19 protein-coding genes are annotated in these 22,707 nt (G+C 70.2%); 15 read left to right on the top strand and 4 right to left on the bottom strand.

Annotated elements, in window-relative coordinates:
• The 11 genes from D7Y04_RS26715 (at position 1) to D7Y04_RS26665 (ending at position 13,141) form a co-directional block, all read left to right on the top strand.
• A complete protein-coding gene (locus tag D7Y04_RS26715; RefSeq protein ID WP_120596572.1) occupies positions 1–1,056 on the top strand; it encodes an alpha/beta fold hydrolase in 1,056 nt (351 codons plus the stop codon).
• A 133-nt stretch (positions 1,057–1,189) separates the two neighbouring features.
• Positions 1,190–3,187 (top strand): triacylglycerol lipase, encoded by a 1,998-nt coding sequence (locus D7Y04_RS26710; protein WP_121761094.1) that lies wholly within the window; start codon positions 1,190–1,192, stop codon positions 3,185–3,187.
• A 23-nt stretch (positions 3,188–3,210) separates the two neighbouring features.
• Positions 3,211–4,716 (top strand): long-chain fatty acid--CoA ligase, encoded by a 1,506-nt coding sequence (locus D7Y04_RS26705; RefSeq protein ID WP_121761093.1) that lies wholly within the window; start codon positions 3,211–3,213, stop codon positions 4,714–4,716.
• 217 nt (positions 4,717–4,933) lie between these two features.
• Positions 4,934–5,671 (top strand): response regulator transcription factor, encoded by a 738-nt coding sequence (locus D7Y04_RS26700; protein ID WP_120596569.1) that lies wholly within the window; start codon positions 4,934–4,936, stop codon positions 5,669–5,671.
• Positions 5,668–7,104 carry a HAMP domain-containing sensor histidine kinase gene (locus D7Y04_RS26695; RefSeq protein ID WP_121761092.1) on the top strand — a complete coding sequence of 479 codons (1,437 nt, stop codon included), beginning with the start codon at positions 5,668–5,670 and terminating at the stop codon, positions 7,102–7,104. The genes D7Y04_RS26700 and D7Y04_RS26695 overlap by 4 nt, the downstream gene beginning before the upstream one ends.
• Positions 7,105–7,149: 45 nt before the next feature.
• Entirely contained in the window at positions 7,150–8,490 is a 1,341-nt protein-coding gene (locus D7Y04_RS26690; protein WP_120596567.1) for an efflux RND transporter periplasmic adaptor subunit, read from the top strand.
• Between the two features lie 72 nt (positions 8,491–8,562).
• Positions 8,563–9,309 (top strand): ABC transporter ATP-binding protein, encoded by a 747-nt coding sequence (locus tag D7Y04_RS26685; RefSeq protein WP_120596566.1) that lies wholly within the window; start codon positions 8,563–8,565, stop codon positions 9,307–9,309.
• Positions 9,306–10,538, top strand: a complete 1,233-nt coding sequence (locus D7Y04_RS26680; protein WP_120596565.1) for an ABC transporter permease — start codon at positions 9,306–9,308, stop codon at positions 10,536–10,538. Before D7Y04_RS26685 ends, D7Y04_RS26680 begins: the two co-directional genes overlap by 4 nt.
• Positions 10,538–11,989: a TolC family protein gene (locus tag D7Y04_RS26675; protein ID WP_120596564.1), complete on the top strand. Its 1,452-nt coding sequence runs from the start codon at positions 10,538–10,540 to the stop codon at positions 11,987–11,989. Before D7Y04_RS26680 ends, D7Y04_RS26675 begins: the two co-directional genes overlap by 1 nt.
• Positions 11,990–12,083: 94 nt before the next feature.
• Positions 12,084–12,479, top strand: coding sequence for a hypothetical protein (locus D7Y04_RS26670; RefSeq protein WP_120596563.1), 396 nt, complete (start codon positions 12,084–12,086; stop codon positions 12,477–12,479).
• Positions 12,480–12,775: 296 nt separating this feature from the next.
• Positions 12,776–13,141 carry a helix-turn-helix transcriptional regulator gene (locus D7Y04_RS26665; protein WP_120559818.1) on the top strand — a complete coding sequence of 122 codons (366 nt, stop codon included), beginning with the start codon at positions 12,776–12,778 and terminating at the stop codon, positions 13,139–13,141.
• Between the two features lie 25 nt (positions 13,142–13,166).
• Here the strand turns inward: D7Y04_RS26665 and D7Y04_RS26660 are convergent, their stop codons facing one another.
• From D7Y04_RS26660 to D7Y04_RS26645, 4 genes are read right to left on the bottom strand one after another with little or no spacing between them, the layout of a single operon-like run.
• Positions 13,167–14,711 carry a response regulator gene (locus tag D7Y04_RS26660; RefSeq protein ID WP_121761091.1) on the bottom strand — a complete coding sequence of 515 codons (1,545 nt, stop codon included), beginning with the start codon at positions 14,709–14,711 and terminating at the stop codon, positions 13,167–13,169.
• A complete protein-coding gene (locus D7Y04_RS26655; protein WP_121761090.1) occupies positions 14,692–16,740 on the bottom strand; it encodes a hybrid sensor histidine kinase/response regulator in 2,049 nt (682 codons plus the stop codon). Before D7Y04_RS26655 ends, D7Y04_RS26660 begins: the two co-directional genes overlap by 20 nt.
• Positions 16,737–17,441 carry a hypothetical protein gene (locus D7Y04_RS26650; RefSeq protein WP_120596560.1) on the bottom strand — a complete coding sequence of 235 codons (705 nt, stop codon included), beginning with the start codon at positions 17,439–17,441 and terminating at the stop codon, positions 16,737–16,739. Before D7Y04_RS26650 ends, D7Y04_RS26655 begins: the two co-directional genes overlap by 4 nt.
• Positions 17,442–17,445: 4 nt before the next feature.
• Positions 17,446–18,105, bottom strand: a complete 660-nt coding sequence (locus D7Y04_RS26645; RefSeq protein WP_121761089.1) for a B12-binding domain-containing protein — start codon at positions 18,103–18,105, stop codon at positions 17,446–17,448.
• A gap of 309 nt (positions 18,106–18,414) precedes the next feature.
• On the opposite strand from D7Y04_RS26645, the gene D7Y04_RS26640 reads away from it, so the two are divergent.
• From D7Y04_RS26640 to D7Y04_RS26625, 4 genes are all read left to right on the top strand, one after another.
• A complete protein-coding gene (locus D7Y04_RS26640; RefSeq protein WP_121761088.1) occupies positions 18,415–18,942 on the top strand; it encodes a hypothetical protein in 528 nt (175 codons plus the stop codon).
• A 190-nt stretch (positions 18,943–19,132) separates the two neighbouring features.
• Positions 19,133–19,612 carry an RNA polymerase sigma factor gene (locus D7Y04_RS26635; RefSeq protein WP_014400585.1) on the top strand — a complete coding sequence of 160 codons (480 nt, stop codon included), beginning with the start codon at positions 19,133–19,135 and terminating at the stop codon, positions 19,610–19,612.
• Positions 19,609–20,448: an ActD-like protein gene (locus tag D7Y04_RS26630; protein WP_121761087.1), complete on the top strand. Its 840-nt coding sequence runs from the start codon at positions 19,609–19,611 to the stop codon at positions 20,446–20,448. The genes D7Y04_RS26635 and D7Y04_RS26630 overlap by 4 nt, the downstream gene beginning before the upstream one ends.
• The gene (locus tag D7Y04_RS26625) at positions 20,445–22,703 is read left to right on the top strand and encodes a caspase family protein (RefSeq protein WP_120596557.1); all 2,259 of its coding nucleotides are present in this window, start codon (positions 20,445–20,447) and stop codon (positions 22,701–22,703) included. Before D7Y04_RS26630 ends, D7Y04_RS26625 begins: the two co-directional genes overlap by 4 nt.
• The last annotated feature ends 4 nt before the right edge of the window (positions 22,704–22,707 follow it).

The raw sequence follows: 22,707 nt of genomic DNA, 5'->3' as shown, positions 1-22,707 counted from the left end.
ATGGCTGATACATCCAGGAAGGTCGAGATCCGGGACATCCCCACGCAGCGGCTCCGGGTGCGCGCGCGGCTGGTGGGCGAGGACGGCTTTCCCGTCATCTTCGTGCACGGCAACTGTTCCTCGTCCGCGTTCTTCGAGTCGCTGATGAAGACGCTGCCCGAGGGCTTCCGGGGCATCGCGCCGGACATGCGCGGCTACGGGCACACGGAGGCGAAGACCATCGACGCGACGCGCGGCATGCGCGACTTCGCGGATGACCTGGTGGCGCTGATGGACACGCTGTCGCTGAAGCGCGCGGCGTTCGTGGCGCACTCGGCGGGCGCGGGCATCGTGATGCAGCTGTCCATCGACCACCCGGAGCGCGTGGCCGGCCTGGTGGTGGAGGCGCCGCTGTCTCCCTACGGCTTCGGCGGCACGAAGGACGCGGACGGCACGCCGTGCTGGGCGGACTTCGCGGGCTCCGGTGGCGGCACGGCCAACCCGGACTTCGTGCAGCGGCTGAAGACGAAGGACCGCTCCACGGAGTCGCAGACGTCGCCGCGCAACGTGATGAACGGCTGCTACGTGAAGCCGCCGTTCCGCCACCCGGACGAGGAGATGCTCCTGGACTCCGTGCTGGACACGCACGTGTCGGACGAGCTGTACCCGGGCAACTTCGAGAAGTCGGCGAACTGGCCGGGCGTGGCGCCGGGCACCACGGGCATGAACAACGCCATGGCGCCGGCTTACTACAACACCTCCACCTTCGCGGCGCTGACGAAGGGGCCGGACGTGCTGTGGATCCGCGGCGCGGACGACGCCATCGTTTCCGACACGTCACTGTTCGACTTCGGCTTCCTGGGCAAACTGGGTGCGGTGCCCGGCTGGCCCGGGGATGAGAAGTACCCGCCGCAGCCCATGGTGTCGCAGATGCGCAAGGTGATGGATCGCTACGCGGCCAACGGCGGCCGCTACCGCGAGGTCGTCCTCCCGGACACGGGCCACAGCCCGCACCTGGAGAAGACGAAGGAGTTCCACGACCTGCTCGTCCCGTTCCTGCAGGAGCACACCCGCTAGTCGCTGTTCCTGACGTGCGGTGAGGCACGCGAGGGCCTTCCGGGGAGACCCCTGGGGGGCGTCGTGCGTCCCGTGTGTCCACTCTCAGTCGCAGTCCGCTGTCGCCGCACCCTTCACCCAACCGGAGGTCCGCATGCGAAGCAACTGGAGTTTGTCGCTCACGGCCGCATTGCTGATGGCAGGTTGCGGGGCAGAACCGCCCGCGGAAGCACCCCCGACGCAGGAGTCCGTCGCCACGGCCGAGGCTCCGCTGGACGCGGACCTGGCCCCGTACTTCGACGCAGTCCCCACCTTCACGGGCAACTACCGGGTGGTGGGCACGTACACGCCGCCCACGTGGTCCTGGGGGCAGATTGAGCTGCTGGAAGGCAAGCAGCGCTTCCGCACGGAGTACTACAACCCGCGCACGCTGAAGCTGCGTGACCAGGACACGTTCCAGTCCACCGACTACCCGCTGCGGACGTACTTCGGTTCGCTGAACCAGCAGCTGGTGAACGCGTTCAACCTCCACTACGGGAACAGCTGTGCCACGACGACCGGGGCCACCTGTCCCACGCCCGGCCCCACCAAGCCGGAGGCGCGCTTCGTCCTGCTGCACAAGGGGCGGGCCACCGCGGCGCGCACCTGTAACGTCAACCTGACGCCGACGCTGCTGGTGCACGGCGCCATCCAGGACGCGAACGTGTGGATGTTCCCCAACGGCAACAACGGTTCGGGCGGCACCTACGGCGGCGCGGCGCAGCTGACGGGCATGGTGCAGGACCTGGAGTCGAAGGGCCGCTGCGTGTACGCGGTGACGTTCGGCTCGTTCCACGGCGACAACTTCAACCACGCCATCCACGTGGCCAACGCCGTGCAGCGCGTGAAGGCGCTGCACCCGGGCGTGGCGCGGGTGGACGTGGTGGCGTGGAGCAAGGGCGTGCTGGCGGTGGACCCCTGGCTGGAGAACGCGGCCACGTGGGGCGGCTTCAGCACGACGCGCTTCTTCGAGCGTCTGGCGAAGGAGCAGGCGTCGCAGGTGCCGGCGTATGACGACTCGGTGCGCGTGTACGTGCCGCTGTCTGGCCCGCACAAGGGCATCGACCTGAACTTCCGCCACCCCATCCACACGCTGACCATCGCGAGCACGGCCTCCAACGCGCCGGTGGGCCGTGGCCCGATGCCGTGGACGTACTTCTCCGCGTTCCAGTGCGTGACGTTTGGTTATAGCGTGCCCTGGTTCAACAACCCCTACGCGGAGAGCGTGTGCAAGGATTCCGGGGGCGTGTGGACGGACTACTTCCGCCGCATCTACCTGTCGAACATCACGAGCCTGTCCAGTACGGGCACGCCGGTGTCCAGCAGCACGCTGCAGACGCTGAACACGAGCCAGGGCCTGTCCGCGTCGTTGTTCAAGTTCGACGATTACAACATGAGCCTCTTCGGCGCGGTGAACGACAGCGGCAAGTACGTGACGGCGTACCCGGGCCAGCTGCAGGCGGCGTATGACCTGCGCGGCACGTACCCCATTCCGGACCGCAGCGCGTCCGCGTGGGACAGCATCGATCCGGACGAGAACCGCTACTTCCCCTGGCTGGACACGAAGCTCATCTACAATCCGTACAACCCGTTCTTCGCCGCGGGCTACATGGCGTCCAGCGACCACCGCGTGTGCCGCACGACGGCGTTCGACCCGGTGGGCTCTCCGTGCTTCGCGTACCACGCGCAGCCCCTCTACGAGACCACCGACCGGAATGTGGAGGCGTACGACTCGCTGGGCTACGGCAAGTACCGCATCATGGACGGCCTGGGCATGGCGGCGGCCATGGAGATGGGCGGCAAGTTCATCACGCGTCTGGCGGAGCACGGCGTGGATTCGCGCCTGCCGTCGCTCTACGTGCTGTACGGCACGACGGGCGGGGCGACCCCGTTCGAGACGGATGGCATGACGTCCACCACGTCCACGCTGCGCAGCGACGGCGTGCTCTTCGAGGCGAGCATCGCGGCGATGACCCAGCTCACCCAGGGCTGGACGGCCGCGAAGAAGACCGCCGACGCGAAGCAGGAGGGCATGGCCTATGACCACCTGAGCATGGGCATCACCCCAGCGGTGTGGAACAAGATCTCCACGCACTTCGTTTCGCGGGATTGATGTCTTCGTAGGAGCCGCCGGGCATGCCCATCGTCCACGACTGGCTGGCCCGGCGGGCTTCGCTCGCCCCGGAGCGCACTGCGCTCGTTGATTCGCTTCGGGATGGGCGGCGCATCTCGTGGGCGGAGTGGAATGACTCCGCCCACCGGACCGCGCTGCTGCTGCGCGGACTGGGCGTGGGCCCGGGGGACCGCGTCTCCGTGCTGGCCTCCAACGGCGTGGAGACGCTGGACCTCGTGTTCGCGTGCGCGAAGCTGGGCGCCGTGCTCCAGCCGCTCAACTGGCGCCTGGGCGTGGAGGAACTCCACGGCCTGCTCTCCGATGTCGCTCCTTCCGTCGTCTGCTTTGGGCCGGAGTTCCGCGCTCAAGTGGACGCCTTGCGCCCCCGGCTTCCGGCGCAGTGGATCCCCTTCGCGGATCCGCTCCCCGGTGAGCGCGCCTTCTCCTCCCGCGACGACCTGTCCGGCTCGCTGCCTGTCGTCGAACTGGAGGCGGATGCTCCCTGGGTGCTGTGCTCCACCGGTGGGAGCACCGGGCTTCCGAAGTCCGCCGTGCTCACGCATGGCTCGCTCACCGCCAATGCCGTGAACACCGTCGTCAGCTGGGGCCTCACCCAGGACGACGTGGCGCTGCTCAACGCGCCCCTGTTCCACACCGGCGGCCTCAACGTCTTCACGCTGCCGCTGGTGCTTGCGGGCGGCGCCTCCGTCGTGTGCCGTGCCTTCGACGTGGCGCAGTGCTTCGACCTCATCCACTCGGGCTCCGTGAACCTCGTGTTCGGCGTGCCCACCATGTTCATCGAGATGCAGCGGCATCCCCGCTTCGAGGCCGTGGACTTCTCCCGCCTCAAGCTGCTCATCAGCGGCGGCGCTCCCTGTCCCGCCCCTGTCTTCGAGCGCTTCTTCTCCCGAGGCGTTCCCTTCCGCACCGGCTACGGCCTCACCGAGGCCGGCCCCAACAACTTCTTCCTCCCTGACGCTGTCATGCACTCGCACCCGGGCTTCGTCGGCGTGCCCCTCTTCCACGTCGAAGCGCGCATCGATGGCGAACAGCGCCCCGGTGACGTGGGCGAGCTGCTCCTTCGCGGCCCCCATGTGTGCGCCGGCTACTGGCGCCGCCCGGAGGAGACCGCCCGTGCCTTCGCGGACGGCTGGCTCCATACCGGCGACCTGGCCTCCCGCGACGCCCAGGGCCTCTTCCGCATCGAGGGCCGCGCCAAGGACCTCATCATCTCCGGCGGCGAGAACATCCACCCCTCCGAGGTCGAGAGCGTCCTCGCCGGCCACCCCGACGTCGCCGAGGTCGCCGTCATCGGTGTCCCCGACCCGAAGTGGGGCGAAGTCCCTCGCGCCCTCGTCGTCCCCCGACCCGGTGCGGCACCCACACTGGAGGCGCTGGGAGCGTTCTGCTCGGGCCGGCTTGCCCGTTACAAGCTGCCCCGGACGCTGCGGCTGCTGGAGGCCCTGCCTCGCACCCCGGCGGGCAAGGTGGACCGGCGGGCGCTCACCCGGCTGCACGGCGAGCCCTGAATTTCCGTCCGTTGCGGCCGTCCCCCTGAAAACCCCTGGGATGACCCGCCGGAGCCCCATCCGTAATATTTCGTCATGGGCCCGTAGCCCCCTGGAAATGTAGGGGTGAGAGGTTGCAGGTCGCGGCCCGGAGGCGGACCGCGGGGCCCGGACTTAACGGAGAGAAGCCCGGGCCCTCATTCGCCTCCGGTCCGCATCCCTCGCGGAGACCCGACCCATGGAGACGACCCCACGCCCCACGACCTCCGAGGAGGCCACCATCCAGGTGCTCCTCGTCGAGGACGATGAACGCCTGGCGCGGCTCACCGCCCGCTACCTCCAGGAGCACGGCATCATCGTGACCGTCTCCGCCTCCGGCACTGACGCGCTCCTCCAGACGGCCCGCCACACCTTCGACGTCATCCTCCTGGACCTCATGCTCCCCGGCCGCGACGGCCTGGAGGTCTGCCGCGAGCTGCGCACCCGCACGGACGTCCCCATCATCATGCTCACCGCGCGCGGCGAGGAGGCCGACCGCGTCCTGGGCCTCGAGTCCGGCGCGGATGACTACCTGCCCAAGCCCTACTCGTCGCGCGAGCTGCTCGCCCGCATCCGCGCCCAGGTGCGCCGCGCTCGCGGCAAGGTGGGCCCCACCAGCCACCCCGTGCACGCGGGCCGCCTGGTGCTGGACCCGCGCAGCCTGAGCGCGTCCCTGGACGGCAAGCCGCTGTCCCTCACCACCTACGAGTTCAGCCTGCTGCGCGTCCTGGCCGAGCGCGCTGGCCGCGTCCTCAGCCGTGAGCAGCTGCTCGACCTGGTGAAGGGCAGCGCGGACGAGGTGTTCGACCGCTCCGTGGACGTGCACATCTTCCGCCTTCGCCAGAAGCTGGAGGTGGATCCGCGCAACCCGCGCCTGCTCAAGACGGTCCGCGGTGCCGGCTACATGCTGGCCACCGAGACCGAGGCGGAGCCGTGAAGTTCTTCCGGATGCCCATGGGCCTGCTCCCCCGCATCTACCTGGTGGGAGTCATCCAGATTCTCCTCGTGGGCGTGTCGCTCATGCTCGCGCGCGACCTCCTGCGCAACGAGTCCTGGCGCAACCGCTTCGACGACGAGCTGTCCTACTTCGTCGACGAGTGGTCCGCCCTGCGCGACAACCCCGCCGAGCTCCAGGCGTCGCTCGAACGCGCCCAGCAGCGCATGGGCATGCGCGTCACCCTGCGCGCCGCGGACGGGGCGCTGCTCGGCAACACGCGTCCGGACGCCGCGCCCCCGCTCAGGCCCGAGGAACTCTCCGCCGTCAGCTCGCGCGTCACCCGCAGCGGCCCTCGCGGACCGTTCCCCGGGGCTGGCAGCGGCCCTGGCCGCATGCTGGTGGTGAGCCCCTTCCCGGGCCCCATCCAGGTCTATGCCGCCGTGTCCCTGCCCCCGCCGCCGCCTCCTCCTGACGGCGACCGGCAGACGGCCATCATCGTGGGGCTCGTGCTGGCGTGTACCGCCATCACCTCCGTCGTCTTCGCGCGCACGCTCGCGGGCCCGCTGGAGAAGCTGGCCTCCGCGGCGCGTGCGTTTGGCGCCGGACGGCTGGACGTGCGCGCGGGCCTGCGCCGCAAGGACGAGCTGGGCCTGGTGTCCGAGGCCTTCGACGAGATGGCCGGCCGCATCACCCAGTTGCTGCGCTCGCAGAAGGAGTTGCTCGCCAACGTGTCGCATGAGCTGCGCACGCCCCTGTCCCGCATCCGCGTGGCGCTGGACCTGGCCGCGGAGGGCGACGCGCAGACGGCGCGCGAGCTGTTGCCCGACATCACCGAGGACCTGTCCGAGCTGGAGCGCCTGGTGTCGGACGTGCTCACCACGTCCCGCCTGGAGCTGGTGACGGAGGGCGCGAGCGGCGTGCCTCCCTTGCGCCTGGAGCGCGTGGACGCGAACGCGCTGCTGGACAAGGCCGCCGCCCGCTTCCACACCGCCCGGCCGAAGCACCGGCTGGAGGTCCAGGTGGACGGCACGCTGCCCGCGCTGGAGGCGGATCCCGTGCTACTGCGGCGCGTGTTGGACAACCTGCTCGACAACGCGGGGAAATACTCGGAGCCCGGCACCACCGTGAAGCTGCACGCCCGGGCGGCGGGCGACGGCCTCCAGGTGGACATCCAGGACCAGGGCATCGGCATCGAAGCGCAGGACCTGTCTCGCGTGGGCACGCCCTTCTTCCGCACCGACCGCAGCCGCGCTCGCACCACCGGCGGCGTGGGCCTGGGGCTGGCGCTGGTGCGCCGCATCCTGGATGCGCACCACGGCCGCCTCACGCTGGAGAGCCAGCCGGGCCAGGGCACCACCGCGCGCGTCGTGCTCCCCGGAGTGGGAGCGGCGGACACACCGGATGGCCGCCTCGCCGCGGGTCATCTTTCGTAATAGAGACGAGATTCGCCGAAACATTTCAAAACGTAGATAAGGGGCATGAAGGCCTTGAGCGAGATGCCGCGGGAAGCGCCGGCCCTGGCGCCGGTGGAGCTGGATGAGGACGAGGGTCGCAAGCGTGGCATTCCGCGCTGGGCCTGGGTCCTGGCAATCCTGGTGGTGGCGGGCGCGGTGGTGTTCTGGCGCATGCGCGCTGGAAACCAGGCGGACGCCGTCACCTACGACACGACCCCCGCCGAGGCCCGGAAGCTCACGGCCAAGGTGACGGCCACCGGCACTGTCGCGGCGCTGGTGACGGTGCAGGTCGGCAGTCAGGTCTCCGGTCGCATCCAGGAGCTGATGGTCGACTACAACTCGCAGGTGAAGAAGGGGCAGGTCATCGCCCGCATCGACCCGCAGCTGGTGCAGGCCGCGCTGGACCGGGCGAAGGCGAACATGACGGCCTCGCGCGCGAACCTCCAGAAGGCGCGCGTCAACGCGGACGTGGCGAAGAAGCAGGCCGTGCGTTCGCGCGAGCTGCGCGCCCAGCAGTTCATCTCCCAGTCCGAGCTGGAGACGGCCGAGTCCGCCGCCTCCAGCGGGCAGGCGGAGGTGACGGCCGCGGAGGGCTCGGTGGCCCAGGCGCAGGCCGCGCTCAACGAGGCGGAGGTCAACCTCAAGTACACGACCATCGTGTCGCCCACGGACGGCATCGTCATCTCGCGCAGCGTGGACGTGGGCCAGACGGTGGCCGCGTCCCTCCAGGCGCCCGTGCTCTTCACCATCGCGGAGGACCTGCGCAAGATGCAGGTCAACACCAGCATCGCGGAAGCGGACGTGGGCAAGCTGCAGCCCGGCCAGAAGGCCACCTTCACCGTGGACGCCTTCTCGGGGGAGACCTTCGAGGGCGTCATCCGGCAGATCCGCAACGAGGCCATCACCGTGCAGAACGTGGTGACCTACCTGGCCGTCATCGACGTGCCGAACCCGGACCTGAAGCTCAAGCCGGGCATGACCGCCAACGTGACCATCGTCACGCAGCAGAAGGACCAGGCGCTGTCCGTGCCCAATACGGCCTTGCGCTACCGCCCGGTGCCGTCGCCGGACGCCGCCGCGCAGGCTCCGGCCCAGCAGGCCCCGGCCGGCATGCGCACCGTCTACGTGCTGCGCCGCCAGCCGGAGCAGAAGCCGCAGCCTGTCGCCGTGAACGTGCGCACCGGCATGACGGACGGCACGTTCACGGAAGTGGTGGAGGGTGAATTGAAGGCGGGCGACCGCGTCATCACCGCAGCGAACTCGGCGGCGGGCGCGACGCCTTCCGCGGGTCCGTCAGGCGGCGCGAGCCCCCTCGGTGGCGCGGGCGGCGGCCGGGGCATGGGCGGCGGGCGCCGCGGCTTCTAGGCGCGCGCGGCCGTTCCAATCACAGACATCATCACAGGAACTGCGGGCAGGGGAAGGGACAGAGGCAGACAGATGGACGCGGACACGAAGCGGGCACCCCCCGTCATCCAGCTCAACAAAGTGGCGAAGGTGTACAAGTCTGGCGACGTGGAGGTGCGGGCCCTTCGTGGCGTGGACTTCACGGTGGAGCCTGGGGAGTTCGTCTCCATCATGGGCTCCTCTGGTTCGGGCAAGTCCACGCTGATGAACATCCTGGGCTGCCTGGACCGGCCCACCTCCGGTGAGTACCTGCTCAACGGCCGCGAGGTGGCCCGCCTGGACCGTGACGGCCTGGCGCGCGTGCGCAACCGCACCCTGGGCTTCGTCTTCCAGAGCTTCAACCTGCTGGCGCGCACCACCGCGCTGGAGAACGTGGAGCTGCCCATGCTCTACGCGGGCGTGCCCTCCAAGGAGCGGCGTGCGCGGGCGAAGGAAGCGCTGGAGCGCGTGGGGCTGGGGGCCCGGCTGGACCACCACCCGAAGCAGCTCTCTGGCGGTCAGCAGCAGCGCGTGGCCATCGCGCGGGCGCTGGTGGGGCGGCCTCGCGTCATCCTGGCGGACGAGCCCACGGGCAACCTGGACTCGCGCACCACGGTGGAGGTGATGGCGCTGTTCCAGCAGTTGCAGAAGGAAGGCATGACGCTGGTGCTGGTGACGCACGAGCCGGACGTGGCCGAGTACACCCAGCGCATCGTGGTGGTGAAGGACGGGCGCATCGTGAACGACAGACGCCAGACGCCGAACCCGGCGGTGGTGCCCGCCGAGGAGGTGGGGACATGAACATCATGGAGACACTCGTCCTGGCGCTGCGTGCACTGTTGCGCTCGAAGACGCGCTCGGTGCTCACCGCGCTGGGCATCATCATCGGCGTGGGCGCGGTCATCGCCATGGTGGCCATTGGCGACGGCGCGAAGGCCAGCGTGCAGAAGGTCTTCGACTCCATGGGCACCAACCTGCTCATCATCCTGCCGGGCTCGTCCAAATCCGGTGGCGCGCGCGGCGGCTTCGGCAGCCAGCCCACCATCACCTGGGACGACCTGGAGGCCGTGCGCACGCAGGTGTCCAGCGTGCGCGGCGCCGCGCCGGAGATGCGCTCCAACGCGCAGGTGTTCAGCGAGGACCAGAACTGGAACACCAGCATCATCGGCACCACGACGGACTACTTCTCCGTGCGCAGCTGGACCATGGCGAAGGGCGCGCACTTCACGGACGCGGACAACGAAGCGGGCGCGAAGGTGGCGGTGCTGGGCCAGACGGTGGTGGACAACCTCTACGGCAAGGGCTTCAACCCCGTGGGGCAGGTCATCCGCATCAACAAGACGCCCTTCACCGTGATGGGCGTGACGGCGCCCAAGGGCCAGTCGCCCGTGGGCCAGGACTTCGACAACACGGTGTTCGTGCCGGCCACCACGTTCAAGCGGCAGGTGCAGGCGCAGAGCCTGGGCGCGTACATCACCGGCGCGGTGTTCGTGCAGGCGGCCAGCGCGGACCTCACGGCCAAGGCCCAGACGGACGTGACGAACCTGCTGCGTGAGCGTCACCGGCTGGGCGAGGACGACGCCAACGACTTCGACGTGCGCAACCTGGCGGAGGTGGCCAGCGGTCAGCAGCAGAGCACGGAGACGTTGAGCCTGCTGCTCGCGGCCATCGCGGCGGTGTCGCTGGTGGTGGGCGGTATCGGCATCATGAACATCATGCTGGTGAGCGTCACCGAGCGGACGCGCGAGATTGGCGTGCGCGTGGCGGTGGGCGCCCGTCCGCGAGACATCCTGGCGCAGTTCCTCATCGAGGCGCTGACGCTGGCGGTGCTGGGCGGAATCATCGGCGCGGCCGTGGGCCTGGGCGTGGCGAAGCTGCTCGCCGCGCAGTTCGGCTGGCCCATGCTGGTCCGTCCTGACGTCGCGCTGCTGGCCATCGTGTTCAGCGGCCTGGTTGGGGTCGTCTTCGGTCTGTATCCGGCGCGCAAGGCGAGCCTGTTGGATCCCATCGATGCACTGAGGTACGAGTGATGCGCGCGCTTCCGTTGACGCTTTCGTTGTGCGTCCTGCCCGTGGTCGCGGGGGCCCAGGCGGCCCAGCCCGCCGCCCCGCAGGTCCAGGCTCCGGCGACGGCCCCGGCCGCCACGCCGCAGGCCCCGGCTCCGGCAACGCCCGTGACGCCTCCGGCCGTGCAGCAGTCCCTGACGATGTCCGCCGCCGAGGGGCGCGTCATCACCCTGGCGGACGCGGAGGCCGCGGCGCGCCAGTACCAGCCGTCGCTGCGTTCGGCCCAGGCGAGCACCGACGCGGCGTACGCCCGGGTGGACCAGTCCTTCTCCAGCTTCCTTCCGCAGGTGAGCGCCAGCGCGGGCTACACGCTGGGTACCAGCAACCGGGCCGTCATCCAGAACGTGCCGGGCAGCGACACCGGCGTGGTGTCCAACTCCACGCGGCGCTTCAGCGGCAGCATCGCCGCCAACCAGCTCATCTACGACTTCGGCAAGACGTCTGGCCGCTACAACGCGTCGAAGGAGACGGCGGGCGCGCAGGAGAACTCGCAGGAGCAGGTGCTCCAGGACGCGCTGCGCAATGTGCGCACGGCGTACTTCAACGTCCTCACGCAGAAGGCCCTCCTGGGCGTGGCGCGCGAGACGCTCCAGAGCGAGGCGGCCCGGCTCAACCAGGTGAACGCGTCCGTGCAGGTGGGCTCGCGGCCGGAGATTGACCTGCTCCAGCAGCGCACCGCGAAGGCCAACGCGCAGGTTGCGCTCATCCGCGCGCAGAACACCTATGCCAGCGCGAAGGCGCAGCTCAACCAGACCATGGGCGTGGAGACGGCCACCGACTACACCGTGCAGGACGTGACGGTGGCGGCCATCGCGGGCGAGGACGAGGTGCTGGACGCGCTGGTGAAGCGCGCGCTGGAGGCCCGTCCCGACGTGGCCGCGCGCGAGCGGCAGATTTCCGCGCAGGAGTCACAGGTGAAGGTGACGAAGGCCGGCCACCTGCCCTCCGTGAGCGCCACGGGCAACCTGTCCGACGTGGGGGCGAACCCGTTCAACGGCGCCACGCTGAGCGCGCAGGGTGGCGTCCAGCTGAGCTGGGCGCTGTTCCAGGGCGGGCTCGTCAACGCGCAGACGCGCGAGGCCAACGCCAACCTGCGCGACCTCCAGGCGCAGAAGGACGCGCTCCGGCAGCAGGTGCGGCTCCAGGTGGAGCAGGCCCGGCTCAACGTGGTGGCCACGCGCGAGGCGCTCACCGCCGCGGACGAGGCCCAGGTGAACGCGCGCGAACGGCTGCGGCTGGCCGAAGGGCGCTACCGCGCGGGCGTGGGCAACATCATCGAGGTGAGCGACGCGCAGGTGGCCTTCTCCAACGCCGCCGCCCAGCAGGTGCAGGCGACGTACGACCTGGCCACCTCCCGCGCGGAGCTGGCGCGCGCCCTGGGCACGGTGGAGTTGACCACCCTGGCGTCCGGGTAGTGACAGCGGGACATCCGCCGGAACCCCACGGTCATCGTTCGTTCATCTGAGCGTTCTATTCCCAAGGCTCCCCCCGTTGTCACCGGAGCGGACCATGGAAGCGAACCGCCAGGCCCACCGAGGCGTACTGCTACTGCTGGTGATGGTGGGCGGCCTGTGTGGCGGCTGCCCGCAACCCCCGCCGGACGATGCACCGGACGCGCGCTTCAGCACCCCCGTCTTCGAGGCGCACGTGGCCGCGGATGGCGGCTGCGACGTCAACGGCGACGGCCAGGGCGAGGCGCTCACCGTGGACGCGCCGGCACCGGTGACGGTGCGCTGCCTGGGGGACTGGGACGGTGACGGCTACGCAGACGTGGCCGTGCTGCCGCGCGACGACACTCGCGCCGTGTACCTCTTCCGCGGCGGGCCGACGCGTTCTGGAGTTCTATCGCTCGACGCGCCCGATGCGGTGTATCTGGACGGCACTGAAAACATGAGCCAACCCTGAAGGGTGGCAGTGGCGGCAGGACGCCTGAAGACCGTAGGAAACGGCGGCTCCAACGTCCTGGGTCACCTCCGGACAAGACCGGAAACGCGCGGAGATGCACTTCTCGGAGGCCGTTTCCAGAGGGCGCTCCGTCTCAAAAGAGCCATGGGTGTCGGGGTTGCCCGGACTCCGAAAGTCCACCTCCCGCGCAGCGACCCTATGGGTGAACAATGGGAGGCTGACCCGGCAAGTTCTGTCTGTCTGCCTCTATACGTCCTATGCCGTCGGCCAAACGTTTCGGGTCGGCAAGCGAAGGCATGGACAAGAAACTCGCAACCACCATCGGCGCATCCGCACGGGTCGCCCGGGGCCGCATGGAGCTTACGCAGGCCGATGTGGCCGAGCGAATCGACGTGGCCACGGAAGTGTACGGCCGCCTGGAGCGCGGCGGTATGCTCCCCAGCGTCCAGACCCTGCTGAAGCTGTGCCACGAGCTGCACGTCTCCGCGGACGAGCTGCTGGGACTCGCGGCGCAGGGCGCTCCGCCGTCGCGCGCCAGCGAGGCCCCGCCGCCCACGCCGGAGCGTCCGGAAGTGCGCCGGCTGCTGCGCAGCGTGCGTCAGTTGGATCCCGCCCAGGTGAAGCTGCTGGGCCTGGTGGCCAACGCGCTGACGCGGCGGTAGCCACCCCCACTCCCCACTCCCGCCTTCAGAGGTTCGACAGGACGCGATCCAGGTCCGCGGGCCGCACCGGCTTGGTGAGGTGCACGTCGAACCCGGCCTTCAGGGCCTGCTGGTAGGCCTCCGGGTCGCCGTAGCCGCTGAGCGCCACCAGCCGCAGCCCCTGCCCCACGCGCGCGCGCAGCGTCCGGGCCACCTGGAAGCCGTCCATGCCCGGCAGGCCAATGTCCACCAGCGCCAGGTCCGGCGCGTGCTCCAGGGCCAGCTCCACGCCCCGCACGCCGTCCTGGGCCACCGCCACCTGGTGACCCCACAGCTCCAGCAGGTCGCGCATGGACTGGCGCGCGTCCGAGTTGTCCTCCACCAGCAGGATGCGCCGCGCGCGCCGTGCATCCAGGAGGTTCGTCCCGGCCGCCAGGGGGACGCGGTCCGCGGGGAGCAGGGGCAGCCGCACCAGGAACTCGCTGCCCCGCCCTGGGCCGCCGCTGGTGGCCTCCACGGTGCCGCCGTGCATCCGCACCAGCGTGCGCACCAGGGTGAGGCCAATGCCCAGGCCCCCGCGCGAGCGCTCCAGGGAGGTGTCCGCCTGGGCGAACAGCTCGAACATGGCGGGCAGCTTCTCCGGCGCGATGCCGATGCCCGTGTCCTTCACCCGCAGCACCGCCTGCGCGTTGCCGTCCACGCCCTCCTGGAACAGCTCCACGGTGACGGTGCCCTCGTCCGTGTACTTGGCCGCGTTGTCCACCAGGTTGGTGAAGACCTGCTCCAGGCGCGTGGCGTCGCCCTCCAGCCACAGCGGCGCGCGCGGCAGGTGGACCTCCAGCTTCAGGCCGCGGGCCTCCACGCGGGGGCGCAAGATGGCGAGCACCTGCTGGAAGGTCGCCGTGAGGCTCACCGGCTCCGTGCGCAGCTCCACCTTGCCCCGGGTGATGCGGCTGACGTCCAGCAGGTCATCCACCAGCCGCGCCAGGTGGTGCGTCTGGCGCTGGATGATGCCGTGCATCCGCGCTTCCTTGGTGTCCGCGGGCGCCTTGCGCTCCAGGATGCCAATGGCCGTCATGATGGCGGCCAGCGGGTTGCGCAGCTCATGGGCCAGCATGGCCAGGAACTCGTCCTTGCGCCGGTCCATCTCGATGAGCTGATCCGTGTGCAGCCGGGCCTGCTGCTCCGCGTGGCGCAGGCGCAACAGCGAGCGCACCGTGGCGATGAGCTCCGAGGGCTCATAGGGCTGGGTGAGGTACGCGTCCGCGCCGCCCTCCAGGCCCTGCACCTTCTTGTCCGGCGTGACGAACGTCGCGGACGTGTGCATCACCGCGATGGCGGCGGTGGCCGAGTTGGCCCTCAGCCGCGCGCAGACCTCATAGCCGCTGATGTCCGGCAGCTTCACGTCCAGGACGATGACGTCCGGGCGGTGCTCCTCCGCCATGAGGAGCGCCGCCATGCCGGTGGCCGCCTCCAGCACGCGGTAGCCGGACATCTCCAGGATGCGGTTGACCAGGTAGCGGTTGGCCTCGTCGTCGTTGACGTTGAGGACCGTTGCCAGACGCGCCTCCTCAGCCACGGGAGCTCCCATCGCGCAGCTCCCGGTTCCCCAGCCCCGCCTTGGACAGCGCGTCGCGGATGCGGGTGATGGCCACCTCCCGGCTGAGCGTGTGCTTGGCCAGGATGGCGGACGTCTCGCGCGCCAGCCGCTGGCGCTCCGGCTCCTGCAGCTGGTGGGAGGTGTGCAGGATGATGGGGATGTCGCGCGTGCGCGGATCCGCCTTCAGTTCGTCCAGTACGTCGAAGGCGGTGATGTCCGGCAACACGAAGTCCAGGAAGATGAGGTGGGGGGCGTTCTCGCGGGCGATGCGGACGCCTTCGCGGCCGTTGGCCGCCTCCAGCAGTTGGAACTGCGTGTCCTTGAGCAGTTGCTTGAGCAGGTAGCGGTGCACGTCGTCGTCGTCGATGATGAGCACCCGCTCCACCGGCCCGGTGCGCGCCATCGCCGTCAGCTTCTTCTGCAGGCGCACTTCGTCCACGGGCTTGAGCCAGAACTCGTCCGCGCCCAGGGCGCGCGCCTTCTGCTCGCGGTCCGTCACGGTGACGACGAGGACGGGGATGTCGCGCGTCTGCTCCCCGTTCTTCATCTCCGCGAGGAAGTTCCAGCTCGTCTCGCCCTCCAGCATCACGTCCAGCACCATGGCCGCGGGGCGCACGCGCTGCATCACCTTGCGCGCTTCCTCCACGCTGCGCACGGGCAGCACCTGGAAGCCGGAGCGCGCCAGGTACTTCTCGTAGAGGAAGAGCGTCTGGCGGTCGTCCTCCAGCACCAGCACCGGGGCGCGCGAGGGGTCCAGCGACTCGCTGCGCTGGGTGAGCCCCGTCATCTCCGACACCTCCGGGTGGACGCGCGGCAGGGTGATGAGGAAGGTGGTGCCTTCCCCCAGCTGGCTCTTCACGGTGAGCGTGCCGCCCAACAGCTCCGTCAGCTTGCGCGCCAGGGGCAGGCCCAGGCCGGTGCCCTTCACGCGCCGCTGCAGGGGGCTGTCCACCTGGATGAACTCCTCGAAGACGCGCTCGTGGTTCTCCGGCGCGATGCCGATGCCCGTGTCCTTCACGGAGAACACCACCGTGTCGCGCGGGCCCCGGGCCGCGGACACCGTGACGGAGCCGGACTCGGTGAACTTGAGCGCGTTGGAGATGAGGTTGCGCAGCACCTGGCTGAGCTTGGCCTCGTCCGTCTCCAGCTCCAGGGGCTCCGCCGACTCCTCGAAGTCGAGCGCCACCGTCGAGTCCGTCGCCAGCAGGGGACGCGTCATGCCGCGCATCGCGCTGATGAGGTCGGACGCGACGAAGCGGGTGTGGCGCAGCGTCGTCTTGCCGGACTCCACCTTGGACAGGTCCAACAGGTCGTTGACCAGCTCGAAGAGCGCCTCCGCGGAGCCGCGGATGAACTGGACCTGCTTCTCCTGCTCCGGCGCGAGGCTGCCGTTGAGCGGGTTGAGCAGCACCTTGGACAGCCCGAGGATGGAGTGCAGCGGCGTGCGGAACTCGTGGCTCACGTTGGCCACCACGCGGCTCTTGATTTCGGACGCGCGCTGGAGGCTCTCCGCCTTCTCGTCCAGGGCGGCGTGCAGGGTGCGCACGCCCTTGTTGGATTCCTCCAGCTCGCGGTTGAGGCGGGCCAGTTCCTCCGCGCGGCGCTTGAGCTCGTGCTGCTGGCGCTCCGTCTCGCGGTGGAGCGCGGACAGTTCGCCCAGCGTGGTGCTCACCTGGGTGAGCGCGGCGCCGTAGTCCTCCGGCACCAGGCTGCCCACCAGCGCGATGCCGCCGGCGTGAGGCCGGGCGCGGAAGGCGAACGTCGCGGGCTTGTGGTGGCTCTGGAGGATGAGCTCCCAGCTGTCCACGGCCTCGTCGCGCGCCTGCACGAGCAGCTTCTCGACCTTGCTCTCGCTGCCGTGGCTCGCCAGGCTCTGCAGCGTCTGGCCTGGCTGGATGTCCAGGTGGCGCGCGGCGCGCTCGTCGCGCCAGACGATCGTGCCTTGCGCATCACAGGCCAAAGCCAGCTCGCGGCTGAGGGATTCGAAGATCCCGGAGCCGCGGTCCTCTTCCTTCATCATGAGTGGGTCTCCTCCCACGAATCGGGCATCCGCGCGAGCAACGTCCGCGCTTCAGGGGGGCCGTCCGCCAGGGCCGCTTTCAAGGCGTCCAGGGTTTGGAGAAGGGTCAGGGGGGACAGTCTCCGTTGGGGCCAGAATCCTGCGTACCACTGGAGATGGGCATTCCACAGGTCGTCGCGGCCCAGGGCGAGCGCATCCGAGAGATAGGACAACTGGAGCCGCACCTCTTGTTCCAGGCGGGGGCGGCTTCCTGGGGGAAGCGGTCCCTCCGTGCGCCGGACGACCGCGCTGATGATGGCGGCGGCGTCCGACTCCACGGCGTGGGCGGGGCCGTCTTTGTACAGCAGGGCCTGGCGGGCGGACTGGACGTAGGTGTGGGGCAGGGAGTCCGGCCCGAAGCCCTCCGCCTGGAGCGCGCGGGTGAGCCCGTCGAAGTGCTGATCCAGGTGCAGCGAGCACATGCCGCGCGTGACGAGCAGGGTGCGCAGCCAGCGCGCGTAGTCCTCGAGGATGGCGGGGCGCGCCGCGTCCAGCGCTTGCACGAGGTAGCGCACGTGGAAGACGGCGTCCTCGTCACCGAAGCGGCGGGCGCGCTGGATGCCGTAGCGCGCGGCCCAGAACGGGTCTTCGTACAAAGCTTGAACAGAGTTGGACGCGAGGAACGCGGTCCGCGCTTCCACCTGGAGGCTCACGTTCGGCATGGCGTCAGACCCCGAGGGTGCGGCAGGCGGAGGCGACCAGCTCGCGGACGCTCTTGCCGAAGAAGGACACGCCGAGTTCGTCCTCGAGGACGGGGCCCCAGTCGAAGGCGAGCCCTCCCACCGCGATGGGAAGGGACGGAGAGACTTCACGCACCTTGCGCACGGCCTCGCGGACCTGGGGCATGTGGAAGGGCATGGAGACGGAGAGGGCCAGGAGGTCTGGCGGGGACTCGCGCACCATGCGAGCCAGGTGATCCGCGGGCACGTTGGCGCCGAGGAAGCGCACGTTGAAGCCGGCCATCTCCAGGAAGTCGCTGGCCATGCGAGCGCCCACTTCGTGCAGTTCGCCCTCCACGCACGCCATCAACACGACCTTGTCGTTGGACGGGTCGCGGGGCAGGTGGCGGTACAGGTGGGCCAGGACGTACTGGGAGATGGCGGTGGCCAGGTGTTCCTGGGCCACGGAGATGACGTTCTCCTGCCAGAGCCGCCCGATTTCGTACTGGGCCGCCTGGATGACCTCCAGATGGAGCTCCTGGAGGGGCACGCCGCACAGCAGGCCCTCGTCCACGAGCAGGCGCAGGGCCTCCTGCCGGTTTCCGGAGAGCTGCGCGGACAGATACCGCGCCCGCAGCGAGTCGATGGCAGGGGTCGTTTGAATCACGGGAGCCGGTAGCGAACGGGGCAGGGTAGGGGTGTTCCAGCTTCCGTTAAACCCTGGAGCGTTCTCCCGCTTCCGTAAGTGAACAGTCCCCTGTCCTGCGGATCGAACGTTCGCTTTTCTGCTTGCAGGTCAGGCGGGCTCGCGAGTGGGTCTTGCGGCCTGAACGTGCTTTGCTGGAATTCGTGCTTGGCCGCTCTTGCTGGTCTGGTTGGAGCTTCGTTGCCGGTCTGGGCCTGTTGGCGGGCTGCTCGGCTCCGCACCTGGCTCGATGAGCGCACCTATCGGTTGGATGCGCTGTAGGAAGGCCGCATGCAAGGGCGGATCATGTCGCTGAGGGCTGTCGCGTTGGTGCTGGGACTGCTGGGTTGTGCCCGGAGGCCCGAGCCTCTTTCGGCGCCAGTGCTTGAAGACCGGACCGTCCGCTTCCCGGTCTCCTCCGATGCCGACGCGGGCATCCTCCATGACAGTGCGCCGGTCGTGCTGGATGGCGAGACCCTGCGCGCATTGTCGATCGTCTCGCGGGACCTGTTCCCGCTGGGGAGCACGGCGACGTCCTGTGACAGCCGGCCGGAGTCCTACACGTACCGGGTGCTCCGGCAGGACGGCCTGCTCTTCGTCTTCGTGGACGAGAACCCCGCAGCATGTGGACGGAGGTTTCCGTCGCTCGACTCCGGCGCGAAGTACGCCCTTCGCCCGGACGGACGCATCCTCCGACGCGTCGTCGACGGCGTGGATGCGGATGACGACCTGCGGGGCGTGATGCTTCCAGATGGCGGCGTGCAGACCATCCTCGTGCCTCCGAGCCAGGGCCTGCTTCCAGGGGACGCGGGGCAATGAGGGCCATGGGTGGGCGGGTGTGCTCCGCTCGCCCAGGTCGGAGCTGGCGGGCGGACGTGCGGGCCTCCTTTCCCGGCCCGGGGTGGCCCGGGTGGGGGGAAACGGGGTAGGCACGCCGCTTTCGTCAAAATGCCGGTGACAGGTTTTCGGGGCACCGGTGTTCCCCTGGTCCAACCGGGAGGCGCGTGCGGTGTCCGTCGATGTGGAGGCCTATTACCGACGCTATGGCCCCCAGGTGCTCCGGCGCTGCCGCTTCCTGCTGCGCGATGAGGAACAGGCCGTGGACGCGATGCATGACGTGTTCGTTCAACTGCTGCGCTACCAGGCCGCGCTGAAGGACGCCGGGCCCTCCAGCCTGCTGCATCAGATTGCCACCCGCGTTTGCCTCAACCGCCTTCGCGGCGCGAAGCGGCGCCCCGAGGACCGCGACGATGAGCTGGTGCTCAAAATCGCCGCTTCCGGCGACACCGAGGCGCGCACCGCCGCCCGGGGCCTGCTGGACCGCCTCTTCGGCCGCGTCCCCGCGTCCAGCCGCGACATCGCCGTGCTCCACCTGGTGGACGGCATGACGCTGGAGGAGACCGCCCGCGAAGTGGGCCTGTCCGTGTCCGGAGTGCGCAAGCGCCTCCGGGCCCTGTCCGCTGTCCTGCAGGAGCTGGAGGCCGCATGACGTCCCCCCACCGCACCCCAGACTGGCTGCTGGAGCGAATCGCCCTGGGGGAGCTGCCCCCGGACGAGCTCGCCGCCGCCCGCGACCGCCTGTCCCGCGAACCCGATGGCCCCGCGCGCCTCGCCGCCCTGGAGGCCGACTCGCGCGCCACCCTGGAGGCCCTGCCCCCCGACCGCGTCGCCCGCGAAGTGAAGGCCCGCTTCGCTCGCGCCGACTCGCCCGCCGCGCCCCGCGCCGAGGCCTCGCCATCGCGCCCTTCCTGGCGCTTCCTGCCCGCCCTGGTGCCGGTGCTCGCCGCCGCGACCCTCGTCGTCCTCGTCCGACCGGGGGCGTCGTCCCAGCAGGAGGCGCACGACCCTTGGACGGGCACCGGCGGCACTCCCGGCGTCCTGGAGCCCACGCGCAGCAAGGGACTCCAGCCCCGCATCGACGTGCACCGCCAGGCCGGCACCCGCACCGAGCACCTCACCGACGGCGCCCCCGCCCAGGCCGGTGACGTGGTGCAGCTGTCGTACACCGCCGCCGGCCACGCCCAGGGCGTCATCCTCTCCGTGGACGGCCGGGGCACCGTCACCTCGCACCAGCCCGCGCTGGGAGACACGTCCGCGCCCCTGGAGCGCAGCGGCACGCACCTGCTGCCCCGCGCCTACGAGCTGGACGACGCCCCCGGCTTCGAGCGGTTCTTCCTCGTCACCGCGGACAACCCCTTTGAACTGGAGGGTGTGATGGCCGCCGCGCGCGTGCTCGCCGCATCCCCCGAGGCGCGCACCGCGCCGCTGACCCTGCCCACGGGCCTGGGCCAGACCTCCTTTTTGTTGGAGAAGTCCTCCCCATGAGAGCGCTCGTCATCCTCCTCTTCGCGCTGGGCGCGGCCACCCCCGCCCACGCCGGCGAAGCCGCCGCCGTGCGCAGGCTGGCCCTGCTCGTGGGCGTCAACGACGGCGGCCCGGAGCGCGTGCGGCTTCGCTACGCGGAGACCGACGCGAAGGCCTTCTCCACGGTGCTGTCGGAGCTGGGCGGCGTGCTGCCCCAGGACCGCGTGCTCCTCACGGACGTGGACCGCGCGGGCGTGCTCGCCGGCTTCGACCGCGTGCGCCGTCTGGCGGAGGGTGTCCGCACCGCCGGGGCCCGCCGCGTCGAGGTGCTGCTGTACTACTCCGGCCACTCCGACGACGAAGGGCTGCTGCTCAAGGGCCAGCGTCTGGACTACGGCGAGTTGCGCCGCTCGCTGGAGGGGCTGCCCGCGGACGTGCGCATCGCGGTGCTGGACTCGTGCGCGTCCGGCGCGTTCGCGCGCAAGAAGGGCGGCGTCTCACGGCCCGCGTTCCTGGTGGACTCCGCCATCCAGGTGAAGGGCCACGCCATCCTCACCTCGTCCAGCGCGGATGAGGCGTCACAGGAGTCCGACCGGCTGGGCGGTTCGTTCTTCACGCACCACCTGCTGTCCGGACTGCGAGGCGCCGCGGATGTCACCCACGACGGTCGCGTCACCCTCACGGAGGCCTACCAGTTCGCCTTCCACGAAACGCTCGCGCGCACCGAGCGCACGCAGGGCGGCGCGCAGCACCCCAACTACGACATCGAGCTCGCCGGCACCGGTGACCTGGTGATGACCGACCTGCGCGCCACCACCGCGGGCCTGGTCCTCACCGAGCCGCTGGAGGGCCGCCTGTATGTGCGCGACGCGGTGGGCACGCTGGTGGTGGAGGTGCAGAAGCAGTCCGGCCGCGCCACCGAGCTGGGCCTGGCCCCCGGCGCCTACCGCGCCCGGCGCGAGTGGGACGGCGGAGTGTCCGAAGCGGCCTTCACGCTGAAGGAGGGCATGCGCACGCCGCTGGCCCCCGGTGACTTCCTGGGCGTGGGCCACGAGGCCACCGTGATGCGCGGCGGTGGCGGCGGCATGTCCCCCCAGGGCCGAACGATGCTCCCGGTGAACCTGAGCCTGGTGCCGAGCATGAGCACCAACACGCTGCGAGCAGGCCGCGCGCAGGTGGAGAACCGCTTCGCGCTGGGCGTCGTCAACGGCGGCGCGGCGCTGGGCGGCGGGCTGGCGTTGGGGCTCGCGGGCAACGTGTACGACGCGGAGGTGTCCGGCCTGGCCATGGCGCTGGGCTTCAACACGTCCGGCGGCGACGTGTCCGGCGCGCAGCTGTCGCTGGTCACCAACGTGGCGGGCGGCGCGGTGCGCGGTGCGCAGGCGACGCTGGGGCTCAACGTGACCAACGGGGACGTGGACGGCATCGGGCAGCTGGCCCTGGGCGCCAACGTCGCGCGTGGCGCGCTGGGCGGTGTGCAGGCGGCGCTGGGCGCCAACGTCACCACTTCGGACGCCACCGGGCTGCAGCTGTCACTGGGTGTCAATCATGCGAACGGCACGATGAAGGGCGTGCAGTTCACGCTGGGCATCAACTCCGTGGCGACGGCCGCGCGGGGCATCCAGGGGTCGGTGCTGCTCAACCGCGCGCCGTCCCTCACCGGCATGCAGCTGGGGTTGATCAACGTGGGCGGTGACGTGTCCGGCATGCAGCTGGGGTTGATCAACGTCGCGGACACGGTGCACGGCATGCAGCTGGGCCTGATCAACGTCTCCGACGAGGTGAACGGCGTGCCGGTGGGCCTGGTGTCCTACGAGAGGAAGGGCCAGCTGCACCTGGAGGTGTTCGGCAGCGACGTGCAGCTCACCAACCTGGCGCTGAAGTTCGGGGGCAAGCACTTCTACACGACGCTGCTCGCGGGCATTGGCCCGGACGACCGCTTCCAGCGCTTCAGCCTGGGCCTGGGCCTGGGCGGGCACATCCCGCTGAGCTCGCGCTTCTGGGTGGACGTGGACGTCGCGGCCAGCCAGGTGCTGTCCACGCGAAACCCGTTCTCCAGCGCGTCCAACACCCTGCTGTCGCAGGCGCGCGCCATGCTGGGCTTCCAGGTCATGCCCCGGCTGGCCGTGTTCGCCGGCCCTACCTACAACGTGGCGTTCACCTGGGGAGAGCCGGAGTTCGCGAAGCTGACCACGCTGCCGGTGCGCTCGCACGTCATCAACGCGGACACGCGCATGCAGCGCTGGCCCGGCTTCCAGGCGGGCGTGCGGCTCTGAGGTT

The sequence above is a fragment of the Corallococcus sp. AB038B genome (assembly GCF_003668955.1).
Classification (GTDB): domain Bacteria; phylum Myxococcota; class Myxococcia; order Myxococcales; family Myxococcaceae; genus Corallococcus; species Corallococcus exiguus.
The sequence above is the reverse complement of the archived record's forward strand: the minus strand, read 5'-3'. Positions and strand labels throughout refer to the sequence as shown.

What these genes read in the sequence shown, in the direction of transcription:
- D7Y04_RS26625 (WP_120596557.1), top strand. Translation starts at nt 20,445, where the DNA reads ATGAGAGCGCTCGTCATCCTCCTCTTCGCGCTGGGCGCGGCCACCCCC.
- D7Y04_RS26705 (WP_121761093.1), top strand. Translation starts at nt 3,211, where the DNA reads ATGCCCATCGTCCACGACTGGCTGGCCCGGCGGGCTTCGCTCGCCCCG.
- D7Y04_RS26690 (WP_120596567.1), top strand. Translation starts at nt 7,150, where the DNA reads ATGAAGGCCTTGAGCGAGATGCCGCGGGAAGCGCCGGCCCTGGCGCCG.
- D7Y04_RS26665 (WP_120559818.1), top strand. Translation starts at nt 12,776, where the DNA reads ATGGACAAGAAACTCGCAACCACCATCGGCGCATCCGCACGGGTCGCC.
- D7Y04_RS26655 (WP_121761090.1), bottom strand. Translation starts at nt 16,740, where the DNA reads ATGATGAAGGAAGAGGACCGCGGCTCCGGGATCTTCGAATCCCTCAGC.
- D7Y04_RS26685 (WP_120596566.1), top strand. Translation starts at nt 8,563, where the DNA reads ATGGACGCGGACACGAAGCGGGCACCCCCCGTCATCCAGCTCAACAAA.
- D7Y04_RS26675 (WP_120596564.1), top strand. Translation starts at nt 10,538, where the DNA reads ATGCGCGCGCTTCCGTTGACGCTTTCGTTGTGCGTCCTGCCCGTGGTC.
- D7Y04_RS26715 (WP_120596572.1), top strand. Translation starts at nt 1, where the DNA reads ATGGCTGATACATCCAGGAAGGTCGAGATCCGGGACATCCCCACGCAG.
- D7Y04_RS26660 (WP_121761091.1), bottom strand. Translation starts at nt 14,711, where the DNA reads ATGGGAGCTCCCGTGGCTGAGGAGGCGCGTCTGGCAACGGTCCTCAAC.
- D7Y04_RS26700 (WP_120596569.1), top strand. Translation starts at nt 4,934, where the DNA reads ATGGAGACGACCCCACGCCCCACGACCTCCGAGGAGGCCACCATCCAG.
- D7Y04_RS26710 (WP_121761094.1), top strand. Translation starts at nt 1,190, where the DNA reads ATGCGAAGCAACTGGAGTTTGTCGCTCACGGCCGCATTGCTGATGGCA.
- D7Y04_RS26680 (WP_120596565.1), top strand. Translation starts at nt 9,306, where the DNA reads ATGAACATCATGGAGACACTCGTCCTGGCGCTGCGTGCACTGTTGCGC.
- D7Y04_RS26640 (WP_121761088.1), top strand. Translation starts at nt 18,415, where the DNA reads ATGCAAGGGCGGATCATGTCGCTGAGGGCTGTCGCGTTGGTGCTGGGA.
- D7Y04_RS26650 (WP_120596560.1), bottom strand. Translation starts at nt 17,441, where the DNA reads ATGCCGAACGTGAGCCTCCAGGTGGAAGCGCGGACCGCGTTCCTCGCG.
- D7Y04_RS26630 (WP_121761087.1), top strand. Translation starts at nt 19,609, where the DNA reads ATGACGTCCCCCCACCGCACCCCAGACTGGCTGCTGGAGCGAATCGCC.
- D7Y04_RS26670 (WP_120596563.1), top strand. Translation starts at nt 12,084, where the DNA reads ATGGAAGCGAACCGCCAGGCCCACCGAGGCGTACTGCTACTGCTGGTG.